This window comes from Prauserella rugosa (assembly GCF_000719975.1).
Lineage (GTDB): Bacteria > Actinomycetota > Actinomycetes > Mycobacteriales > Pseudonocardiaceae > Prauserella > Prauserella rugosa.
Map to the genome: position 1 here is coordinate 180,108 of NZ_JOIJ01000008.1, position 19,682 is coordinate 199,789.

The window sequence follows — 19,682 nt, forward strand, 5'->3', positions numbered from 1 at the left end:
CCTTTCGCCGTTGATCATCGCTCAGCGGCGAGTCTATGGCCGCTCGCGACCTCCGGGACACACGTCGACCCGGTGCCCGCGCTGTGACGCCGGTAACGGCCGGCCGGGTCCGTGGTCCCGGCCGGCCGCAGGGCGACGACTACTTCTTCGACGTCAGAGCACGAAGCATCAGCGCCAGGTTCGCCGGCTTCTCCGCGAGACGGCGCATGAAGTAGCCGTACCACTGGGTGCCGTACGGCAGGTACACGCGCAGATGTCTGCCGGCGCCGGTCAGCCTGAGCTGTTCGGTGTCGCGGACGCCGTAGAGCATCTGCAGCTCGTACTCGTCCTGGCCGCGGCCCGCCTCGCCCGCGAGTCGCAGAGCAGCCTCGATCATCGCCGGGTCGTGGGTGGCCACCATCGGGTAGCCCTCGCCGCGCATCAGCACCTCCAGACACCGGACGTAGGCGTCGTCGACGGCCTTGCCCTGGTGGGCCACCGTGGCCGGCTCGGCGTAGGCGCCCTTGCACAGGCGAGTCCGCGAACTCGGGCCGGCGAGGTCGGCACAGTCGGCCTCGGTGCGTTTGAGATACGCCTGCAGCACCGTGCCGAGGCTCGGGAAGTCGCTGCGCAGCTCGCGCACGATCGACAGCGTCGAATCGGTCGTCGTGTGGTCCTCGGCGTCCACCGTGACCCACACGCCCGCCTCCTCGGCTGCGGCGCAGATCTTGTGGGCGTTGCCCAGCGCGATGCGATCACCGTCCGGGCCGAGCAGCTGCCCGAGCGCCGACAGCTTCAACGACACCTCCACCGGCCGCGGACCGCCGGCCGCCGACTCGCCGGCCAGCGGGGCCAACGCCGACAACAGCGACAGGTACGCCGAGACGGTCGCGTTCGCCTGCGCCGCGTCGGTGGTGTCCTCGCCGAGGTGGTCGATCGTGACGTAGCGCCCGGAGCCGAGGATGTCCCGTGCGGTGGCGACGGCCTGCTCCTCGGTCTCCCCGGCGACGAACCGGTCGACCACGCCGCGGGTGAGCCGCGTGCCGGAGGCCGCCTTCTCGAGCCGTGGCGAACGGGCCGCGGCCAGCAGTGCCGAACGCAGCGGAGACTGCATCGCCATCACACTCCCTGGTGCGGGTAGTGGTGGTCCGTCGGCGCCACGAACGTCTCCTTGATCGAGCGTGCCGAGGCCCACCGGAGCAGGTTCTGCGGCGACCCGGCCTTGTCGTTCGTGCCGGAGGCGCGGGCGCCGCCGAACGGCTGCTGACCGACGATCGAACCGGTCGGCTTGTCGTTGATGTAGAAGTTGCCTGCGGCGAACCGCAGTGCCTCGGTGGCCGTCGCGACGGCCTCGCGGTCGTCGGCGATCACCGCGCCGGTGAGGGCGTAGGCCGAGCCGGAGTCCACCACCCGCAGAATCTCATCGAAGGCGCCCGGCTGCGAGTCGTCGTAGACGTGCACAGCCAGGATGGGCCCGAAGTACTCCTTGGTGAAGGCCTCGTCGGTCGGATCGTCACCCAGCAGGATCGTCGGCTCGACGAAGTACCCGACGCTGTCGTCGGCGCCGCCGCCCGCCACCACGGTCAGGCTGGGCGTCGACTTGGCGCGGTCCAGCGCCGCCTTGTTGCGGTCGAACGAGCGCTTGTCGATGACGGCGCCGCCGTAGTGCGACAGGTCGGAGACGTCGCCGTAGGACAACGCGTTGGTCTTCGCGATGAGGTCCTCGCCCATCTTCGCCCACACCGACGAGGGGATGAACGCGCGCGAGGCGGCCGAGCACTTCTGCCCCTGGTAGTCGAACGCACCGCGGATCAGCGCCGTCGTCAGCACCTCGGGGTCGGCCGAGCTGTGCGCCACCACGAAGTCCTTGCCGCCGGTCTCGCCGACGAGCCGCGGGTAGGAGTGATAGTTCGCGATGTTGGTGCCCACTTCGCGCCACAGGGTCTGGAACGTCTCGGTGGAGCCGGTGAAGTGGATACCGGCCAGGCGGGGGTCGGGGAGCACGACGTCGGAGATCTCGGGGCCGGGGCCGGTGACCAGGTTGATCACGCCCGGGGGCAGGCCGGCGGCCTCGAGCAGCTGCATCGTCAGGTAGGCGGCCACGGCCTGAGTGTCCGACGGCTTCCACACGACCGTGTTGCCCATCAGCGCGGGCGCGGTCGGCAGGTTGCCCGCGATGGCCGTGAAGTTGAACGGCGTGACCGCGTAGACGAAGCCCTCCAGGGGCCGGTACTCGACGCGGTTCCACACTCCGGGAACGGACAGTGGCTGGTCGGTCATCAGCTGCCGCGCGAAGTGCACGTTGAACCGCCAGAAGTCGATCAACTCGCACGGTGCGTCGATCTCGGCCTGGTAGGCGGTCTTGGACTGGCCGAGCATCGTGGCCGCCGCGATGGTCTCGCGCCACGGTCCCGAAAGCAGATCGGCCGCGCGCAGGAAGACGGCGGCGCGCTCGTCGAACGACATCGCCCGCCAGGCCGGTGCGGCCTCGTTCGCGGCCTCGACCGCGTCCCGCACGTCCTGCGGGGTGGCGTGGGTGAACGTGCCCAGTACGGAGGCGTGCTTGTGCGGCTGGACGACGTCGGTGACGGTCGTGGCGCTGCGCCGGTGCTCCCCGCCGATCACGTGATGGATCTCGGTGGGGTGGGCCTCCAGTTCGGCCAGCTTCGCCTGCAGTCGGGCGCGTTCGGGCGTGCCGGGCGCGTACGAGTTGACCGGCTCGTTCGCCGGCTGCGGAACGTTCGTGATGCCGTCCATGGACCCTCCTTCGTCATGATGCGTGCGCACTTCGCCGCGAGGGCAGTGAAGCAGCGCCGGGGCCTGTCGGCCGTGAGAGAATCGGACGAAGAAATCGGCTGATCATTGTCCGATCGGACAAGGACGAGTTGGACGTGCTGCACGGGGTGGGAGGAGCGACGGGATGGCCGAGTCGGGACGGGCGATCACGGTGCGCGAGCTCACCGACGCGCTGGACACCGCGATCGCCCGCCCGGCCGACGAACAGTACGCGGACACCGTGGTGGCGTCGGTCGCGCTCGTCGACGGCGCCGAGCTCGCCGCCGACGCCACGGACTCGCCCGACCGGACCGGGGCGAGCGGCGGCCATGTGCCGGACGTCGTGCTGCACGTCGGCGTGCGCGACGACGAGGCGCGGGCCTGGCTGGTCGCGCTCGCCGGCCGCGACCGGACGCGCCGGCCTCGCGTGGTGCTGTCGAAGACGTCCGCGCCGTCGGTCCGCTCCGCCGCGTCCGAGGCAGGCATCGCGCTCGTCGAGGTCCATCCGCGGGCGCGGTGGGACCACGTGTTCCCCCAGGTGCAGCGGCTGCTCGACCGCAGTCGCCGCGCGGGGGCCCCGGACGCGCCCGACCTGCTGGCCGCCGACACCGACCTGTTCGACCTCGCCAGGACGGTGGCGCGCAACGCCGGCGGGATGGTCTCGATCGAGGACGAGGCGTCGCGGGTGCTGGCGCATTCGCCGTCCGACGAAACCGCGGACGAACTGCGCACCCTGTCGATCCTTGGACGCGAAGGACCGCGCGACTACCTGCGGGTGCTGCACCGCTGGGGTGTCTACGACCGGCTGCGCACGAGCGACGAGGTCGTCGACGTGCCCGCGCACGCCGAACTGGCCACCAAACGGCGCCTGGTCGTCGGCATCCACGAACCGGTCGAGGACGCGCCCCGAATGCTCGGGTCGATCTGGCTGCAGCAGGGCGAAGGGCCCTTCGCCCCCGACGCGGCGGACGTGCTGCGCGGTGCGGCGGCGATCGCCGCCCGGATCATCGTCCGCAGTCGCAACGCCCCGTCGACCGAGGAGCTGCTCATCCAGCGGCTGTTCGGCCTCCGCGGGGAGGGGGTCGACGTGCCGTCCCTGGCCGGTGCGCTCAACCTGCCGCAGTCCGGGCCCGTCGCCGTGCTCGGCTTCGCGACCTCGGGGCCGTCCGGATCCGACGTGACCGGCCGTGTCGGCAGTGTCCTGCGCCTGCACGCGAGCGCCTTCCGCCGCGACTCGGTGACGACGATGCCGGGCGAGCGCGCCTACGTGCTGCTGCCCGGCTACGCCTCCGAGCAGGCGGTCGCGGCGTGGACCCGCCAGCTGGTCGGCGCGCTCGAGGAGACGCGCGGTGTCGTGCTGCGTGCGGCCATCGCCACCGGCGTGGCCGAACTCGGCGACGTGGCCGCGGCCCGCGCCGAGGTCGACCGCGTGCTGGACGGCACCGCCGCGACCGGTCCCGAGGGTCGCGTGACGACCCTGGCCGAGTCCCGCACCGCGGTGCTGCTGGGTGAGATCCTCGATCTGATCGCGGCGCGCCCCGAACTGCAGGACCCGCGGGTCGACGCGCTCGCCGAGTACGACCGCGGGCACGGCGGTGAGCTGCGCCGCAGCACCGCGGCCTACCTGGCCGCTCACGGCGACGTCCGCGCGGCGGCGGGACGACTGCGGGTGCACCCCAACACGCTGCGGTACCGACTGCGCCGTGCCGAGTCCGTCACCGGGCTCGATCTGAGCGATTCCGCCGACCGGCTGCTGCTGGAGATCCAGCTCGCCATCAGGGAGCGGCTGGAGGAGACGTCCCCACGCTCGTCCCGCCGCTGACGGACTGTGACGTACGCGTCCCACGATCCGGGAAACGGAAGTATGGTGCGTTCGCATGCGTTAGGAATCGTGGATCTGTCGGAAAAACCCCCGTCCTCGGAGCGGCCTCGTGTCCTTCATGCGCACCTACACCAAACCAGCGGTGTTCGCCTCCGCCGTGATCGGCTCACTGCTGGTGGGCGCCCTGCTCGGCGCCGTCGCCAGAGTCACCGAGACGACGTGGCTGACCGAGCTGCTGGACCAGATCGGATCGGTGTTCACCACGCTGCTGCAGATCGCGGTGGTGCCGCTGGTGTTCACCGCGATCATCGTGGGCATCAACAGCCTGCGCGGTCTCGGCGGGGGACGTACCGCTGCCCGGCTCGGCGGCAAGACGGTCGGCTGGTTCGCCACCACGTCGCTGATCGCCGTGCTCATCGGTATCGGCATCGGCCTGCTGTTCAACCCCGGAAGCGGGGGACTCGAAGGCGCACGGGCCACCGCGGAGAACACGGAGAAGGCCGCGGGCAGCGTCGGCGAATGGGGTTCGTGGACCGCGTTCATCGAGGGCATCGTGCCCGACAACTTCGTCGCGGCGTTCGCCGAGGGCCAGACGCTCCAGGTGCTGTTCCTCGCGCTCGTGATCGGTGCCGCCGCCTACAGCCTCGGCGACCGCGCCAAGCCCTTCGTCGACGTCGTCTCGAGCGTGTTCGAGATCATCCAGCGTTACCTGGGCTGGATCGTGCGGCTCGCGCCCATCGGCATCCTCGGCCTGATCGGCGGGGCCGTCGCCAACTACGGCGATTCCCTGTTCCGCCCGTTGCTGTCGATCACGGTGGCGGTGTACGTCGGTTCGCTGCTGGTGTTGCTGGTGGTCTACCCGGTGCTGTTGCAGGTGGTCGCCCGGGTCTCGCCGGGACGGTTCTTCGGTAAGGCGTGGACGGCGATCCAGTTCGCGTTCGTGTCGCAGAGCTCCGGTGCGACGCTGCCGCTCACCCGGCAGACGACGGTCAACCTCGGTGTGGACCCCGGCTACGCGGCGTTCGCGACACCGCTGGCGAGCGCGACCAAAATGGACGGTTGCGCCGCGGTGTTCCCCGCGATCGGCGCCATCTTCATCGCCAACATCTCCGGGGTGTCGCTGAGCTTCGGGCAGTACGTCGGCATCGTCGTCGTGGCGGTGTTCGGGGCGCTGGCCACGGCGGGCACCACGGGCTGGCTCACGGCGCTCACGCTGACCAGCACGGTGATCGGCCTCGACCCGGCCCAGGTCGCGACGGGTATCGCGTTGATCTACTCGGTCAACCCGATCATGGACATGATGCGGACGGCCACGAACGTCGCGGGCCAGATCGCGGTGCCGACGGTCGTCGCGCGCACCGAGGGCCTGCTCGACGACGAGGTGCTGAACACGCCGAGTGCGCCGCCGCTGCTGACCGACACCGGCGCCAAGGCGGGTGCCGCCGCCTGACCGGTGTGGCCGGACGTGGACGTCCGGCCTTCCTCCGGCCCTTCGGCGCCGGGACGGGTTCGCCGCCCGTCCCGGCGCCGTTCTTCTCGGTACCGGTCGCGGGTGTCGCGGGAGCGCGCTGGGCCGGTGACTGCTGGGCCGGTGACTGTTGTTCCTGTGTCTGCTGTCCCGGTGTCTGTTGTTCGGCTGACTGCTGTCCCGGTGTCGCTTGTCCCGCCGGCTCACCGGCGTGCGGTGCCGGGGACGAATCGACGCAGTGCCGCGGTGATCGCGGCCTCGACATCGTCCGGCCGGGCCACCATGCCGGGGTCGATCGAGGCGACGAGGCTCACCTCGTCGTCGTAGGTGAACGTGGTGAAGGCGACCGGACACGCCACGGCGGGGGAGACCACCGCGCAGGTCGTCACCTCGGCTCCGCCCACCCGCATCCGTTGACCGCGCCCCACGTTGCTGGCGACCACATCGGACCGGGCGAACAGGCGGACGTGCAGTGCCGCGCGCAGACTTTCGGGCAGCAGGCGCATCAGATCATCGGCAACGGGCGGGTGGGTGCCGCCGGTGGTCGCGCGTCGCCGGGCTTCCTGCGCTGCGTGCTCGACGGGGGCGAGGTGGCCGGATCGGACGGCGTCGCGGTCGAGCACGAGGACGCCGGTGGCCAGGCTGATCGCACCGTCCTGCACCGCGTGCGGATCGCTGCTGCGGGTGCTGACGGGCATGATCGTGACGGAGTCCGTGTCCGGCCAGCCGTGGTAGTCGGCCTCGGCGTGTGCGGCGATCAGGAGGAAGAGGCTGTTGTGTCGCCCGCCCAGGGCGTGCGCGGCGTCTCGCCAGTCTTGCAGGGGTGCCGTCCAGACGGCGATGCGCTGGCCGCGGCGGGAGCGGCCCACCCTGCCCGGCGGAGGCGGCGTGGTCCAGATGTCGACCTCGGCCCGCAGTGCCGAGCGTCCGGTGGCGGTGCACAACGCGGCGAGGGTGCGTCCGGCCGCGCCGAGGGTGCCGCGCACCCTGGAAAGGAGATCGCTCGGGGAGCGCGGGTGTTCGACGGCGACGAGGCCTGGTCCGGTGTCGGCGAAGGCCTGCTGGAGTGCGGCGACGTAGGTCTCGCCGTCGCCCATACTGTGGTGAAGTCGCAGCACGAGCAGACTGCGCCCGCCCGCCGTGTGCCGGACGTGGTAGGCCTGCCATGGGGGACGTGCCGGGTCGAACGGCCGTTGCAGCAGCGTGGTGAGGCGGCCGAGGACGGTGTGCAGATCGGCGGAGTCTCCGGGGAGTTCGGTGAGGTGCCGTTCGACCGGGGTGGGGGTGGCCGCCGACCAGTTGATGCGCCACGGCGAGGCGTGGACGATGCGCTGGCGGAACCGTGGCACGGTTTCGGCGAGCCGCGCCAGCGCCGCGCGCACGTCGTCGGTGGAGGGTGTGTGGTCGAGGTGCAGCAGGAAGACCATGGACACGTTGACCTCGTGCCGGCGATCGACCGCGAGGTAGGACATCTCGGCCGGGTTCATCGTCGGCCGGAACACTGCGCGCACCGTGCTCACCCCTCTCGCGCAGGTTGTAACAGCCCCGATCCGTGGCGGGCAAACGGAGTTCCCCGCCGACAAGTCCGATGTGGAAGGCCGCGGCGCGGGGTAAAGGTCTGGACCTCAAGGGGAGACCGGGGCGAGCGCGCTGTGCCGCCGAGTACCGGGGGTGCAGCGGGCCACCGCCACGAGGGGCCTTGCCGAGCGGCCGAGTGGGCGGCAGGTCCCCGACGCGGAAAAAGCCCCAGAGCATCGTCTGGGGCTTTCCTCGAGGAGTGGGAGTGCGCCGTCAGGGACTCGAACCCCGAACCCGCTGATGAGAGATCAACTTCTGTGGGTATCTCCGGTTGGTACCGAACGTCCACGCCCACCTCGGTTTTGTGCGGATGCAAATGACGTTCGTTGGTGATCGTTTGTGGCCAGTTCCGAGCGATTGACGGCAGTAAAAGGGCAGCCCCTGCCCGCCGGCGCCGGGACGCCGACCACGCGCCTCCATCCCCGCGATCCTCAGCCGCCCACAGCCGGGTTGGGCGCTGTCAACCCTGGAACCGATCCCGGACCGGTGACCACTCACGTGACGCGACGCCGTGTATGCAGGGTGAGTACTGACCGGGATCGGCGCGAAGCGGGGTTGACAGTGCTCGGCCCGGCTTTGACGATCCGGCCATCGCGGGGATGGAGGCTTCACCGGAAGCGGCGTGCTGTGGGTGCTTTGTGCATGGTTGTGCCGTCCTGCCGTGTTCCGCGCGTGGCCGGCGGCGTTGGCGCGGCCAGACCAGAGCGTCAGCGGCGGGATGAGCCGCGCGCCTGTCCGGCCCGCGCGACCGCCCGGCAGGGCGGCTTGAAACCGTACAGAAAGTTCTCACCGGCTCCATCCGATGGGTCACCATGAGCAGGTGCGCATCGAATACGACCCGGAGACCGACGTTGCCTATGTCTATCTCACGGGCGCTCAACTCCCGCCTGGTCGGCAATCAATCGAGCTGGAAACACCACCCGACTGCCCTGCAACGGTCGTCATGGACTGGAAGGGCGGCAAGATCGCCGGTTTCGAAGTCCTCGGCGCCTCCGCTTCTCTGCATCCGGACCTGATAGCGCAGGCCACGCCACCCGGTGGCCGACAGTAGACGCCACATGCTGGCAACGGGCTAGACAGTTCGCTAGCTCGGGTGTGTACGGCTGTCGGTGCCTGCCGATACTGTGGGCGAATGTCCTTGGCAACGTGGGCGTTCGAGACTTCAGCGGCGAAGTTGGCCGACACTTTGCCTCGTCGCTGGCAACACGTGCAGGGTGTCGCTCGGCAAGCACGGTCGCTGAGTGCCGTAGCGGGTTCGGATGCTGAGCTGCTGGAAGCGGCTGCGATCCTGCACGACGTCGGTTATGCGCCAGATCTGGTCGATACCGGCTTCCATCCGATCGACGGTGCGACGTACCTTGCGCGCATCGGCGCTCCTGAGCGACTTGTGCATCTCGTGGCGCACCACTCGTTCGCAACGTATGAGGCTGAGCTGCGAGGGCTTCAGGATGAGCTGGAGGGCTTTGAGGACGAGCGGGGCTCCATCCGCGATGCGCTCTGGTACTGCGACATCACCACCTCGCCCGACGGTGCGGCTGTCGCTGCCGAAGATCGCATCGCCGAGATCAAGGCCCGTTACGGTCCTGATCACCTCGTGACGACGTTCATCACCGGTGCAGCTCCGGAGCTGTTGGCTGCTGTGGAGCGCACTCGGCGCCGGGCTGAGGCGTTGAGCTCACCTATCCAAGGTGGACCTTCGTAGGCTCCTTGACGCCGTGCTCGACACGAAGACGCATCGCGCGGTCCATCGTGAGCCCCTCGATGCTGTCGGGGGCTACCCAGTGGACTCGGCGTGATTCGGAGCTGGGTCGCAACGTTCCGCCTGTGGGACGGGCGTGGAAGCACAGCGAGAACTCCTGCCGGACCTCACCGTCGTCGTAGGCGATCACGTGTTTCGGGTCGGAGTAGATACCGCTGATGCCGGTCACCTCGACGGTGATTCCGGTTTCCTCGAGGACCTCACGACGAACGGCGTCAGGTGCTGACTCACCGAGATCCTGCGCACCCCCAGGGAGAGCCCACAAGCCGTTGTCGGTGCGCTCGATCAACAACACGTCGCCAGCGTCGTTGCGCACGATGGCTGTCACTGCTGGCACGATGCTGTTCGCTACCGGCGCGTTCGGGTCGTCGTAGTAGTCGGTCTTTGGCATGTCGTCAGCCTTCCCACTCGCCGCGCTTTGCGCCATCCCAGACGGCGGAGAAGCTGTCTGCATAGGTGGTGAAGAGATCTCCGGCCGAGAGCCGACGGAGGTGCATCGCGGGAGCGTGTGCCGCGATCTTGCCGTAGACGTGCGGGTTGACGATCATCTCGTCGTCGAACCGGAAGATGCTGCTGTAGAGCACCGTTCCATGTGTGCGAATCTCGATGCCTGGTACCTCCGCCAGCGGGCGGAAGTAGGCCAGCGCGTGGTCGATCTTGGCCGAGATGGTGTTCTCGCCGATGCCTTCGTCGGTGCTGCGCTGGATGACGGCCGGGGCGTCCCGGTCGCCGAACAACAGCCTGATTCGCGCGCCCTGTTCGGCCTTCGTCCGTAGCAGGTCCAGCAGGCCGGGCTTCTCGGTCATGAACATGCCGACGTAGACAAGCATGTCGACGTACGTTGTCGCGTCGTCGAGCAGACGGTCCCAGAGATCGTTCGGCACCGAGTTGCGGTGCGGGTAGACCTTGACGATCTCCGAGCCGCTGACCTCGGCCGTCTTCGTCTCGTCGACGGCATGGGGCCACAGGTAGGCTTCGCGTTCGCTGAGGAACGTGGCGATCTGATGCCGGTTCTTCGCGTAGGGCGTCCGGTTCTTCGTGATCCAGCGCTCGACCGTCTTGGGATCGACGCCAAGGTGGTCCGCCAGCTCGGCCGGCGTCTTACCCCGGGAGTGCAGTGCGTCGCGTAGGCGCTCGTTCGGCATGTCCCCTCCAGCGGTACGGCTAGGGACGACTTTAGCACGGAAGGACGTCCCAAGAAGTCCCTTCGTGTAGTGATCTCGTCCCCCGTTGCGACGGCAATCTAGCTGTACGCACCGATAAGCGGGGCGTTGAACCGAAGAGATTGCCTTGGAGGGCAGTGGTTATGCGTCTGTTGATTGACGTCTCTGGTGTGTCGTTCACGGTTGGTCGTGAGCCGGAGCCGAAGAAGGATCAGAACGGTGTTCAGCGTGTGGATCGGAACACCGCCGCTCCGATGTGGTCTGTGCAGCTGGTTGCCATGGATGACGGCGGGGCTGAGGTGATCAACGTGACTGTGGCGGCTCCGCAGCCGCCGAAGGTCTCGGTTGGTCAGCCGGTTGTCCCGGTTGAGTTGCAGGCGATTCCTTGGGCGCAGAACGGACGGAATGGCGTTGCTTACCGTGCTACGGACGTAAAGTTGGTTTCTACTTCGAAGTCGAGCGCTTCGGCATCTTCGTGACCGCGTGGTTGTAGCGACACTGCTGATCTGTGACGACGCAATACATATTGCACATGTACAGCGTTAATGCATTTGACGCTTTTTAGTGTTGCTGAAAGTTGCTGAGAGAGCACGGGGCCGGTCTGGTTCTTGGCGGTTCCGTTTCCGGCTCCGTGCCTCTCGTACTTCTTGTTTCAACTCTGCCTTGGAGGGCGAAGAGTCATGGCTAAGTCTACTCGTCGTGCCCGTCGTGGGGTACGTGGCGATGTCATGGAGATGTGGCAGGCACCGAAGCAGTCGCTGCCTGCTCAGATCGTTGGAATCGTGATGCGGTGGCGTGTGGAGCTGCTGCTGGTTGCTGTGCTGGTGATTGGCATGGTGTGGCTGTCTTCCCGGCTCGGAACGTGGGGAGCCTGGTTCACCCTGGCCGGAGTGGTGCTGCTGGGTGCGTTGGTGCCGTGGACGCGTCGTTTCGTGGTCTCACGGTTCTGGTGTGTGCTGGATCGGCACCGTATTCGTACGTGCCTGCGGAATGCGAAGTATCGGACGATGACTCTGGATGGGTCGTATCCGTTCATGGTGTGGGCTCGTCCCTCGCGCACGGGTGAGCGCATCTGGATGTGGACTCGTGCCGGTTCCTCGGCTGAGGACCTGGAGAACGTGCTGGAAAAGCTCGCGCCTGCCTGTTTCGCTCGTGAGGCGCGTCTACACACCCGGCGTTCGCTGTCCACGCTCGTCGTCGTGGAGATCATCCGGCGTGATCCGCTGGACAAGACCGCTGCGGTGACATCGCCGCTGGCCAAGGTCACTGCGTTGCTGCCCGGTACCAAGCAGCCTGGTGAAGGCACCGAACCGATCACGGGGGCCACGGTGACCCCGCTTCCGGTGACGGACAAGCCGGCCACTGAGGGGCAGGCATCCGCTGACAAGCCGGCCAAGGCCACGAGCAAGGCCAAGACCACGTCGAACGCTGCGGCGACGACCACGCCGACAGCTGTGGTGGGTGGCGAAGACCTCTCGGACTACATCTGATCAATCTGTTGTGGCCACGGTGAGGCCGCCGTTGGTGGCCCACCGCGTGCCCACATTCCGTGGAAGGACTCGTTGTCATGTTGAGCAAGCGCAAGAAGATCTCGCACGACACGTTCCCGGTCGCGGGACTGTCGATCTACGACCCGGTGCACCTTGGCATCTTCGATGACGGCCACCTGGCCGCCCTGGAGCTGATCTACCGCAACATCCTGCTGGGTGGTGAGCCTGGCGCGGGTAAGTCGGTGTGCCTGAACAACATCGTGGCTCACGGCGCGCTGGCGCCGGATGTGGATCTGTGGCTGTTCGACGGTAAAGAGGTCGAACTGGGCCTGTGGCGGGAAGTGTCGGACGTGTTCGTCGGCCCGTCCATCGGCAAAGCTCTAGCGGCGCTGGATGCGCTGCAGAACGAGATGAACCGCCGCTACGAGGAGCTCACGCGGGTGCGGCGTCGCAAGATCAATCGGGATGATCCGCTGAACGCGATCATGCTCGTCATCGATGAGTTGGCCCTGTTCTCGGCGACCATGGGTAGCAAGGAGGAGCAGGAACAGTTCGTCCGTGTCCTGCGTGACCTGGTTGCTCGTGGCCGTGCTGCGGGAATCATCGTCGTGGCTGCCACGCAGCGTCCCTCCGCCGACATCATCCCGACGTCGCTGCGGGACCTGTTCAGCTACCGGCTGGCCTTCCGCTGCACCACCGACAGCTCCTCGGACATCGTGCTCGGCCGCGGCTGGGCACAGCAGGGTTACAACGCCGCCACCATCACCCCCGCCGAACGTGGGGTCGGTCTGCTGCTGGCCGAAGGTGGCGTGCCACGTCGCATGAAGTCGGCCTATCTCGCCGACGCTGACATCTACTCGCTGGTGGATTACGCCCGGCAAATGAGCACCGGCCGCGCCGCATAACCACTTTCTCATCGTACTCCATTCCTACATGGGGAGAGGACTGTCTCATGAACGGCACAAAACGCACCTTCGGAAAGTTCGTCTTTGCTCTGTTCGTCCTGGTCATTGCCCTGGCCGTCATCAAGAACCCGGCGAATACCGGAAACGCCGTCGGCAACGTCTGGCAATGGCTCAACGATGCCGCTGCGGGCGTCGGAAGTTTCGTGACAAGTGTCTTCGGCTGATTCATTCGATCGCGCCTTTAAGGGAGCCAATCATGTTCTATTCCTCCGAACCCGTTGCGGTCTCGCCCGACGAGGTGTGGATGTTCCTGCTCTCCGACGAAACGTCCGGCGTCGATGCTGGACGGCTGGCGTTCTGCCCGGACTGCACGGAGTTCCTCGCATTGGCCACGGAGGTGTTCAACACCTCGGCCGCGCTGCCCGTGCTGCGTGAGACCGGCGAACCGCTCGGTGAGTACCGGTGGGCCACTACCGCCGACATCGATGCACACGCGTCCCTGTTCACCCCTGGTGGTGAGTGCTGATGGGGTCCCGCAAATTCCCCTGGGACCTGCGTCCCGTGCCGTGGTCGGACGTCCCGGAGTTCACCCGTGGCACCTACGACGGACTGCCTCTGCTGTCCTACGGCATTGCCCCGCGCGACAAGCTGGCCACACGTCGTCAGTTGCGCACCATGGGGCTTCGTCCTGGCGGACAAGAACCGGTAGCGCTGATGTACTTCCGCTGCCGTGCTGCCGGGAAGCTCGTGTTCGCTGAGCTGTTCCTGATCGAGCGGGCCAAGCCGGTCCGGCCCATGACCCTCGCCAAGCATCGCGCGTTGGCCAAGGCCATGGCCGCCCGGCACACCTGCCGTCAGTGCGGCGAACTCTGCGCTGTCGAACTGCCCAGGGAAAACCGAGTCTGCGAACCGTGCCGGTTCCACCTCGGCCTCCTCGAGCCCTGGGATTACCTGCACGACTACGTGCAGGGCACGCCCACCCTCGACCCCCGCGAACTGGGGGCCGCTGCGTGAGCACGTTCTCGACCGCGACACTCACCCCCAGCATCACGTCCGTGCTGGGGGCGGGTGCCGTTGCCGAGCACTACCCGAGTGTGCGTCGTCAGCTCCATGCGGACGTCCTCGCTCGCGCCTCTGATCCTGGCTATCAGTGGTGGCTCACCCATGTCATGTCCGCCGCTGCCTGCTCCAACCCCGTGCGGCTGCGTCTGAACGCCACATGGCATAACGGCAACGGCGGCAGTGAGGTCGAACGCGTCACCGACGACATGCCGGACGGGCTCGTCTACGTGGCCTGCAAGAACCGTCGCGCCTCCGTGTGCCCCGCGTGTGCTGAGACCTACCGACAGGACACCTACCAGCTGGTCAAGGCCGGCCTCCTCGGCGGCAAGGGCGTGCCGGATTCCGTCGCTGGTCACCCGTGCTTCTTCGTCACCCTCACCGCGCCGGCCTTCGGCCCGGTCCACTCCCGCGTGGTCGGAACCAACGGCAAGGTCAAGCCCTGTCGGGTCCGCCGCTCGGGCACCGTGTGTGAGCACGGACGTCAAGTCATCTGCTACCAGCGACACTCCGAGGACGACCCGTGTCTAGGTGAAGCGATCTGCCTGGACTGCTACGACTACGACCATCAAGCTGTGTGGAATCTGCACGCCTCGGAGCTGTGGCGACGTACCACCATGACCCTGAACCGGCGCTTGGGCAAGGTTGCCAAGCAGCGCGGGGTCAAGATACGTCTCTCCTACGCCAAGGTCGCCGAATACCAGCGGCGCGGTGTGGTCCACTACCACGCGCTTATCCGTCTCGACGGCTACGAACCCGACGACCCGGATGCCGTGCTGCCGCCGGACCAGTCGTTGACCTCGGAGCTCGTCGCATCCCACATCGAGCAGGCCGCCCGGATCACCGGCCTCACCACGGCACCGCATCCGCACAACCCCATCGGCTGGGCCATCAAATGGGGTGATCAGATCGACGTGCGGCAGGTGCGTCTGACTCCCGCTGACTGCGACGACCGCGGTACCCTGACCACGCAAGCGGTCGCGGCATACCTGGCCAAATACGCCACCAAGGCCACTGAAGTCACCGGAGTCGTCTCCCGCCGCCTCACGGCCGCCGACGCTGCTGCGTATGCCCAGCTCGACAGTCACCAGACCCGCCAACTGCTGGCCTGCTGGCGCTTGGGCAAGCGGCCGTTGAACTGCACCACCGACGACGACATCGACGCGTGGGACGACAGCCCCGGAAGCAACCTGCCCGGCTGGGGCAAGCTCCAGAAGTGGGCCCACATGCTCGGCTTCGGCGGCCATTTCTCCACCAAGAGCCGCCGCTACTCGACCACCCTCGGCGCCCTGCGTGCCGTCCGACGGGCATACCAGCGCGGCGAAACACCACCTGACCCAGACCAGCCTCCGGCCGACACCGACCCCGTCGCCGAGGACGCCGTCGTGACCCTGAACTGGATCTTCGATGGCGTCGGCTGGCTCACCATCGGTGACGCCGCCCTGGCCAACACAGCAGCAGCGAAAGCCCGCGAGCGGCGACAGGTCGCCAAGGAAGAAGTGGAGGAAACCATAGCCAGATAAGGAAAAGACGAATGACTACGGATCGCTTGTGGACAGTCGAAGACGTTGCCGAGTACCTCGGCGTGCCGGTCAGCACCATCTACGACTGGCGCACTAAGGACTACGGCCCGCCAGGAAAGCGTGTGGGGAAGTACGTCAGATACAGACCACATGACGTCATCGACTGGTTCGAATCGCTCGACGACAACGCTGCTTAACGGAGGAAGAAGTGGGACGTCCGCCGCTGCCGGTCGGTACCTACGGCGAGATCAAGACGAAGTGGGACGGCTCTCGTGGGATGGCGTCCTGCCAGTTCCGAGATCTTGACGGCAAGGTGCGCAAAGTTCGTGCCTGGGCGCAGAGTCCGAGCAAGGCGGCCAACAAGCTCCGTGAACGTCTCCGTGACCGGAAGATCAGCATGGGGGAGCTGTCGGCCGAGTCGAAGGTCGTCGATGTCGCCGAACGGTGGTTGAGCGAGTTCCGGGACATGGTGGACGCAGGTAAGCGCAGCGGTACCAGCTACGACACCTATGAGCATCGCTGGCGCACGCTGGTCAAGCCGCGTGTAGTCGGGCTGTCGGTCATGGAACTCACCACCGGCCGAGTGGACAAGATCATCCAGGATATCGACGGCGAATACTCCGCCAGCACTGCTCGGACGTGCCGTGCGGTGGTGTCGGGTATCTGCGGCCTTGCCGTGCGGCATGGTGCGCTGTCGGTCAACCCAGTACGAGAGGCTCGGCCCGTTGAGAACGGCAAGCGCAAGAAGCGGCCTCGCGCGTTGACTGTCGAGGAGGCAATCAAGATCTTCGAGACGGCCGACGGCGATGAGGTCGCACGGCGCCACGACCTGCCGGACATCATGCGCTACTTCGCCGGCACGGGTACTCGTACGGGCGAGACCCTGGCGATCCGGTGGGAGACTATCGACTTCGACGAGAAGATCGCGTGGGTCGAGAGCAACGCGATTCGAAGCAAACTCACTGGTCGGACCGTCAACGACGGCAAGACCAACAACGCCGAACGCGGTATCCCGATGGCTGACTGGCTCGTCGAGATGCTGCTGGACCGTCGCGCCCGGGTCGCTGCGATGGTCGGTGTTGAGCCCGAGGAGATGTGCGGCTGGGTCTTCCCGAGCACGACGGGCACTCTTCGCGAGAACAGCAACATGCGCCGGGATTGGCGCGCCTTCCGGGACCGTCACAAGATCGGCGACTGGTTCACACCACGGACCTTCCGTCGCACGGTTGCAACGGTGCTGACCGATGAGCTGCCCGCACGCGAGGCAGCTGACATCCTGGGCCACTCGCGCGTGTCGCAGACCACCGACACCTATGTCGGGCGGAACCTGGTGTCACGGCATGCTGCGGCGGTTCTCAATGCACTGGGAAAGACGGCAGAAAAGCGGCAGGATGATCAATAAAACAAAGACCCCAAGCCTGTGACCTGGGGTGGGAGTGCGCCGTCAGGGACTCGAACCCCGAACCCGCTGATTAAGAGTCAGCTGCTCTGCCAATTGAGCTAACGGCGCGTCACGCTGAGACCTCTTCGCTTGTCGCGTTCCGGTCTCCCTTGCGACGAGAAAAAGATTAGCACGGTCCGTAGCGGCCTCCGACGACCCCCCTCCTTTCGATCCTGCTCGCGACGTTCCCGCACGTCGAGGCGGGTGTCGGGTGGCGTGCGGGGCCGAGGAGGCAACGATGTGGTGCTCTCGCACGTCTCACTCGTGTCACGGCTCACTCGCCACATCCGGTGCTCCGGCAGACTGGCGAGGATTCGCGGGCGCTCGACGGGTGCCCGCCGGCGCGAGCGCCGACTGGGGCACGGACAGGCCCGGAACGAGACAACGTCAAACGGGTCGATGTCAAACGGGTCGAACGGAAGGTTGCCGATGGGGCGTCGGGGGATGTCCGCACCGGGCAGGTGGGTGCGGACGGCAACGATCTTGGTCGTCGGGGGCATGCTCGTCGCGGGGTGTACCTCCTCGGCGAGTGATACGGCTTCGGGGGACAGTGAAGCAGGGGCGACGGAGCCCGCGCGGCAGGCCGAACTGGAACTGTCGGTGGACAAGGGCGCCGACGGTGTCGAACCGGGCGGGGGCATCACGGCGACGGTGCAGCACGGCACCATCACCGCCGCGTCGCTGACCGGACAGGACGGCACGGTCGTCGAGGGCGGAACGACGATGCGGGAGACCGCGTGGCGGGCGTCCGAACCGCTCGGTTTCGGCAAGACCTACACGCTCGAGGCGACGGCCGAAGGTGAGGACGGCGAGGCGGTCACCAAGAAGGTGACCTTCACCACAGCGGCCCCACAGAGCCAGACCACGGTGCACATGAACGTGCAGGACGGGCAGAAGGTCGGCGTCGGAATGCCGATCGTGTTCACCTTCAGCGCCGCCGTGCCCGACCGCGAGGCTGCGGAGAAGGCGCTCCGCGTGCGCACACAGCCCGAAGCGGAGGGCGCATTCCGCTGGCTCAGCGACTCCGAGGTGACCTGGCGACCCCGTGAGTACTGGAAGCCGGGTACGAAGGTCGACGTCGACGCGCTGATCTACGGCAAGCATCTCGGCGACGGCATGTACGGAGCGCAGGATCAGCACGCCTCGTTCTCCGTGGGGCGCAAGGTCACCGCCGTCGCCGACGGCGAATCGCACCACATGTCGGTGTTCGTCGGCGACAAGCGGGTCCGGCGGATGCCGATCTCCATGGGCAAGCCGTCGACGCCCACGCCGAACGGCACCTACACCGTGATGAGCGAGCACAACGGCTACACGATGGACTCGAGCACGTACGGCGTCCCGAACGACAGTGGCGACGGCTATCGGCTGTGGGTCGAGTACGCGACGAGGTTGTCCTACAGCGGCATCTTCTACCACTCGGCGCCGTGGTCGGTGGGCTATCAGGGCAACACCAACACCAGCCACGGGTGCATCAACCTTTCGACCGAGGACGCGGCGTGGCTGATGGAGAAGTCGAAACCGGGCGACGTGATCAAGGTTCGCAACGCCGGTGAGCAGACGTTGGAGCCGACCGACGGCTGGAGCGTCTGGCAGATGTCTTGGGACGAGTGGACCTCCGAGGAGGCGTAGATCGACGGGGCAGAGGTCGGCGGGCCGTCCCCGGCGTCGCTACCGGGCTCACGCGCCGGCTCGCGTCTCGTCGTGTGTCGTGGCGGCGGACTCCACGCGCGGGGCGGCTTGGCGTTCGATGCGCTCGGCCGTTACCGCGCGCCGGCCGAGCTCGTCCTGCCCGGCCGGCAGCAGTAAGGAGGGCAGGGGGCGTGCGAGGTTCGGCCTGAACCGCTCAAATAAAAAGCGAGGCTCAGGCCTGACCCGAGTGAACTCTCGGGGCGAACCTGAACCTCGCCGTAGTGGGGTGAGTGACGGGGCTCGAACCCGTTTTATACCCGAATGGAGTAGGGGTTGCGCGTCTGTTCACGCTGGTCAGCGGCGTTTGTCGTGGGTGGGCGTTGGCTGAGATTGGGGCTAGTGGGCGCACCGTGCCCCCTGAGGGGGCACGGTCTCTAGCCGATGCAGATGTGCAGCAACTGGCCGAGTCGGATCTCCACGAAGCACCGGTCCTCGCGCGGCGCAGGGTCGTCGGGCCGGTCTTCGGTGGGAGGGTCGGGGGTTGGCGAGGGCTTGGGCCGTGGGGATGTGGTCGGTGGGGCTGGGGCGTCGTCTCGAGGCGGCTCGGATGGAGGCCGGTGGCGTTCCGATGTGTCGTTCGGAGCGTCGCGTGTTGCGGTTGGGTCGGTGTCGGCGACCGGAGACACGCGCTGCTGGACTTCGTCCTGGGGACCAGCGGTTGGGGTGGTCGTCGAAGCGGCTGGCGCTGCGCTCGGCTCCGCGGGTGACGGCGGCGGTTCGGGCACGTCGGAGCGTGTGCGTTCCGGTGGTGGCGCTGTGACCTCACCATCCGGAGGCGGCGGGGCGGCGATCCAGTTGCTTTCCGGGTCGCCGGAGGGCAGCACCAGGACCGTCGCTAAGAGCTTGTCTCAGTTGGTTTGTTGGAGTCGTTTGAAGCAGACGAGGGCGGCGGCCAGCGCGAGGAAGGCTGTGAAGGTGTCGGCGCGGCGTTGGTAGCGCAGCGTCAGGCGGCGGTAGCCGGTGAACCAGGCCATGGAGCGTTCGATGACCCACCGGTGGCGGCCGAGGCGCTCCTTGGACTCGATATCCTT

At 67.3% G+C, this 19,682-nt stretch carries 20 protein-coding genes and 1 tRNA gene; 14 read left to right on the forward strand and 7 right to left on the reverse strand.

Annotated features, from left to right (window positions below; all coding sequences use genetic code 11):
• Window positions 1–139: 139 nt before the first annotated feature.
• On the reverse strand, window positions 140–1,099 hold the full coding sequence (locus tag IF64_RS0113970; RefSeq protein WP_030532537.1) for a proline dehydrogenase family protein: 960 nt from the start codon (window positions 1,097–1,099) through the stop codon (window positions 140–142).
• On the reverse strand, window positions 1,099–2,736 hold the full coding sequence (gene pruA, locus IF64_RS0113975; protein ID WP_030532538.1) for an L-glutamate gamma-semialdehyde dehydrogenase: 1,638 nt from the start codon (window positions 2,734–2,736) through the stop codon (window positions 1,099–1,101). The genes IF64_RS0113970 and pruA overlap by 1 nt, the downstream gene beginning before the upstream one ends.
• Before the next feature lie 163 nt (window positions 2,737–2,899).
• On the opposite strand from pruA, the gene IF64_RS0113980 reads away from it, so the two are divergent.
• Window positions 2,900–4,576, forward strand: a complete 1,677-nt coding sequence (locus tag IF64_RS0113980; protein ID WP_036876590.1) for a PucR family transcriptional regulator — start codon at window positions 2,900–2,902, stop codon at window positions 4,574–4,576.
• 109 nt (window positions 4,577–4,685) lie between these two features.
• Window positions 4,686–6,026 (forward strand): dicarboxylate/amino acid:cation symporter, encoded by a 1,341-nt coding sequence (locus IF64_RS0113985; protein ID WP_030532540.1) that lies wholly within the window; start codon window positions 4,686–4,688, stop codon window positions 6,024–6,026.
• Window positions 6,027–6,247: 221 nt separating this feature from the next.
• Here IF64_RS0113985 and IF64_RS0113990 read toward each other — a convergent pair whose 3' ends face one another.
• Window positions 6,248–7,555, reverse strand: coding sequence for a wax ester/triacylglycerol synthase domain-containing protein (locus tag IF64_RS0113990; protein ID WP_145600284.1), 1,308 nt, complete (start codon window positions 7,553–7,555; stop codon window positions 6,248–6,250).
• 887 nt (window positions 7,556–8,442) lie between these two features.
• Between IF64_RS0113990 and IF64_RS26595 the strand changes: the two genes are divergently transcribed.
• Window positions 8,443–8,673 carry a DUF2283 domain-containing protein gene (locus IF64_RS26595; RefSeq protein WP_169741948.1) on the forward strand — a complete coding sequence of 77 codons (231 nt, stop codon included), beginning with the start codon at window positions 8,443–8,445 and terminating at the stop codon, window positions 8,671–8,673.
• An 81-nt stretch (window positions 8,674–8,754) separates the two neighbouring features.
• Complete coding sequence (locus tag IF64_RS26600) at window positions 8,755–9,324, forward strand: HD domain-containing protein (protein ID WP_084705854.1); 570 nt, start codon at window positions 8,755–8,757, stop codon at window positions 9,322–9,324.
• Here the strand turns inward: IF64_RS26600 and IF64_RS0114000 are convergent.
• Both IF64_RS0114000 and IF64_RS0114005 read right to left on the reverse strand, forming a co-directional pair.
• Window positions 9,302–9,772: an NUDIX domain-containing protein gene (locus IF64_RS0114000; protein ID WP_030532543.1), complete on the reverse strand. Its 471-nt coding sequence runs from the start codon at window positions 9,770–9,772 to the stop codon at window positions 9,302–9,304. The genes IF64_RS26600 and IF64_RS0114000 overlap by 23 nt on opposite strands.
• A gap of 4 nt (window positions 9,773–9,776) precedes the next feature.
• A complete protein-coding gene (locus IF64_RS0114005; protein WP_030532544.1) occupies window positions 9,777–10,526 on the reverse strand; it encodes a helix-turn-helix domain-containing protein in 750 nt (249 codons plus the stop codon).
• 161 nt (window positions 10,527–10,687) lie between these two features.
• On the opposite strand from IF64_RS0114005, the gene IF64_RS26605 reads away from it, so the two are divergent.
• The 9 genes from IF64_RS26605 to IF64_RS25460 all read left to right on the forward strand — a co-directional run bounded on the left by IF64_RS26605 (window position 10,688) and on the right by IF64_RS25460 (window position 16,923).
• Complete coding sequence (locus IF64_RS26605) at window positions 10,688–11,023, forward strand: hypothetical protein (RefSeq protein WP_084705855.1); 336 nt, start codon at window positions 10,688–10,690, stop codon at window positions 11,021–11,023.
• Between the two features lie 249 nt (window positions 11,024–11,272).
• Window positions 11,273–12,034 (forward strand): hypothetical protein, encoded by a 762-nt coding sequence (locus tag IF64_RS0114010; protein ID WP_084705856.1) that lies wholly within the window; start codon window positions 11,273–11,275, stop codon window positions 12,032–12,034.
• A gap of 77 nt (window positions 12,035–12,111) precedes the next feature.
• On the forward strand, window positions 12,112–12,939 hold the full coding sequence (locus IF64_RS0114015) for an FtsK/SpoIIIE domain-containing protein (protein WP_030532546.1): 828 nt from the start codon (window positions 12,112–12,114) through the stop codon (window positions 12,937–12,939).
• 47 nt (window positions 12,940–12,986) lie between these two features.
• Complete coding sequence (locus IF64_RS27155) at window positions 12,987–13,163, forward strand: hypothetical protein (RefSeq protein ID WP_157575514.1); 177 nt, start codon at window positions 12,987–12,989, stop codon at window positions 13,161–13,163.
• A 32-nt stretch (window positions 13,164–13,195) separates the two neighbouring features.
• Window positions 13,196–13,465 (forward strand): hypothetical protein, encoded by a 270-nt coding sequence (locus IF64_RS0114025; protein WP_030532547.1) that lies wholly within the window; start codon window positions 13,196–13,198, stop codon window positions 13,463–13,465.
• Window positions 13,465–13,953: an RRQRL motif-containing zinc-binding protein gene (locus tag IF64_RS0114030; protein ID WP_030532548.1), complete on the forward strand. Its 489-nt coding sequence runs from the start codon at window positions 13,465–13,467 to the stop codon at window positions 13,951–13,953. Before IF64_RS0114025 ends, IF64_RS0114030 begins: the two co-directional genes overlap by 1 nt.
• A complete protein-coding gene (locus tag IF64_RS0114035) occupies window positions 13,950–15,521 on the forward strand; it encodes a replication initiator (protein ID WP_030532549.1) in 1,572 nt (523 codons plus the stop codon). Before IF64_RS0114030 ends, IF64_RS0114035 begins: the two co-directional genes overlap by 4 nt.
• An 11-nt stretch (window positions 15,522–15,532) precedes the next feature.
• Window positions 15,533–15,718, forward strand: a complete 186-nt coding sequence (locus IF64_RS0114040) for a helix-turn-helix transcriptional regulator (protein ID WP_030532550.1) — start codon at window positions 15,533–15,535, stop codon at window positions 15,716–15,718.
• A gap of 11 nt (window positions 15,719–15,729) precedes the next feature.
• Window positions 15,730–16,923, forward strand: coding sequence for a site-specific integrase (locus tag IF64_RS25460; protein ID WP_051757843.1), 1,194 nt, complete (start codon window positions 15,730–15,732; stop codon window positions 16,921–16,923).
• 35 nt (window positions 16,924–16,958) lie between these two features.
• On the opposite strand, the gene IF64_RS0114050 is transcribed toward IF64_RS25460, so the two are convergent.
• Window positions 16,959–17,031: transfer RNA gene (locus IF64_RS0114050), tRNA-Lys, on the reverse strand.
• Between the two features lie 360 nt (window positions 17,032–17,391).
• On the opposite strand from IF64_RS0114050, the gene IF64_RS0114055 reads away from it, so the two are divergent.
• Window positions 17,392–18,591, forward strand: a complete 1,200-nt coding sequence (locus IF64_RS0114055; RefSeq protein WP_030532552.1) for a L,D-transpeptidase — start codon at window positions 17,392–17,394, stop codon at window positions 18,589–18,591.
• A 908-nt stretch (window positions 18,592–19,499) separates the two neighbouring features.
• On the opposite strand, the gene IF64_RS0114060 is transcribed toward IF64_RS0114055, so the two are convergent.
• The coding region (locus tag IF64_RS0114060; protein WP_030532553.1) for a transposase at window positions 19,500–19,682 on the reverse strand (183 nt) is incomplete at its 5' end.

Bases quoted from the DNA above. Each gene is read 5' to 3' on its own strand.
- IF64_RS0113970 (WP_030532537.1), bottom strand. From the start codon at position 1,099: ATGGCGATGCAGTCTCCGCTGCGTTCGGCACTGCTGGCCGCGGCCCGT.
- pruA (WP_030532538.1), bottom strand. From the start codon at position 2,736: ATGGACGGCATCACGAACGTTCCGCAGCCGGCGAACGAGCCGGTCAAC.
- IF64_RS0113980 (WP_036876590.1), top strand. From the start codon at position 2,900: ATGGCCGAGTCGGGACGGGCGATCACGGTGCGCGAGCTCACCGACGCG.
- IF64_RS26600 (WP_084705854.1), top strand. From the start codon at position 8,755: ATGTCCTTGGCAACGTGGGCGTTCGAGACTTCAGCGGCGAAGTTGGCC.
- IF64_RS0114000 (WP_030532543.1), bottom strand. From the start codon at position 9,772: ATGCCAAAGACCGACTACTACGACGACCCGAACGCGCCGGTAGCGAAC.
- IF64_RS0114005 (WP_030532544.1), bottom strand. From the start codon at position 10,526: ATGCCGAACGAGCGCCTACGCGACGCACTGCACTCCCGGGGTAAGACG.
- IF64_RS26605 (WP_084705855.1), top strand. From the start codon at position 10,688: ATGCGTCTGTTGATTGACGTCTCTGGTGTGTCGTTCACGGTTGGTCGT.
- IF64_RS0114010 (WP_084705856.1), top strand. From the start codon at position 11,273: ATGGAGATGTGGCAGGCACCGAAGCAGTCGCTGCCTGCTCAGATCGTT.
- IF64_RS0114015 (WP_030532546.1), top strand. From the start codon at position 12,112: ATGTTGAGCAAGCGCAAGAAGATCTCGCACGACACGTTCCCGGTCGCG.
- IF64_RS27155 (WP_157575514.1), top strand. From the start codon at position 12,987: ATGAACGGCACAAAACGCACCTTCGGAAAGTTCGTCTTTGCTCTGTTC.
- IF64_RS0114025 (WP_030532547.1), top strand. From the start codon at position 13,196: ATGTTCTATTCCTCCGAACCCGTTGCGGTCTCGCCCGACGAGGTGTGG.
- IF64_RS0114030 (WP_030532548.1), top strand. From the start codon at position 13,465: ATGGGGTCCCGCAAATTCCCCTGGGACCTGCGTCCCGTGCCGTGGTCG.
- IF64_RS0114040 (WP_030532550.1), top strand. From the start codon at position 15,533: ATGACTACGGATCGCTTGTGGACAGTCGAAGACGTTGCCGAGTACCTC.
- IF64_RS0114055 (WP_030532552.1), top strand. From the start codon at position 17,392: ATGGGGCGTCGGGGGATGTCCGCACCGGGCAGGTGGGTGCGGACGGCA.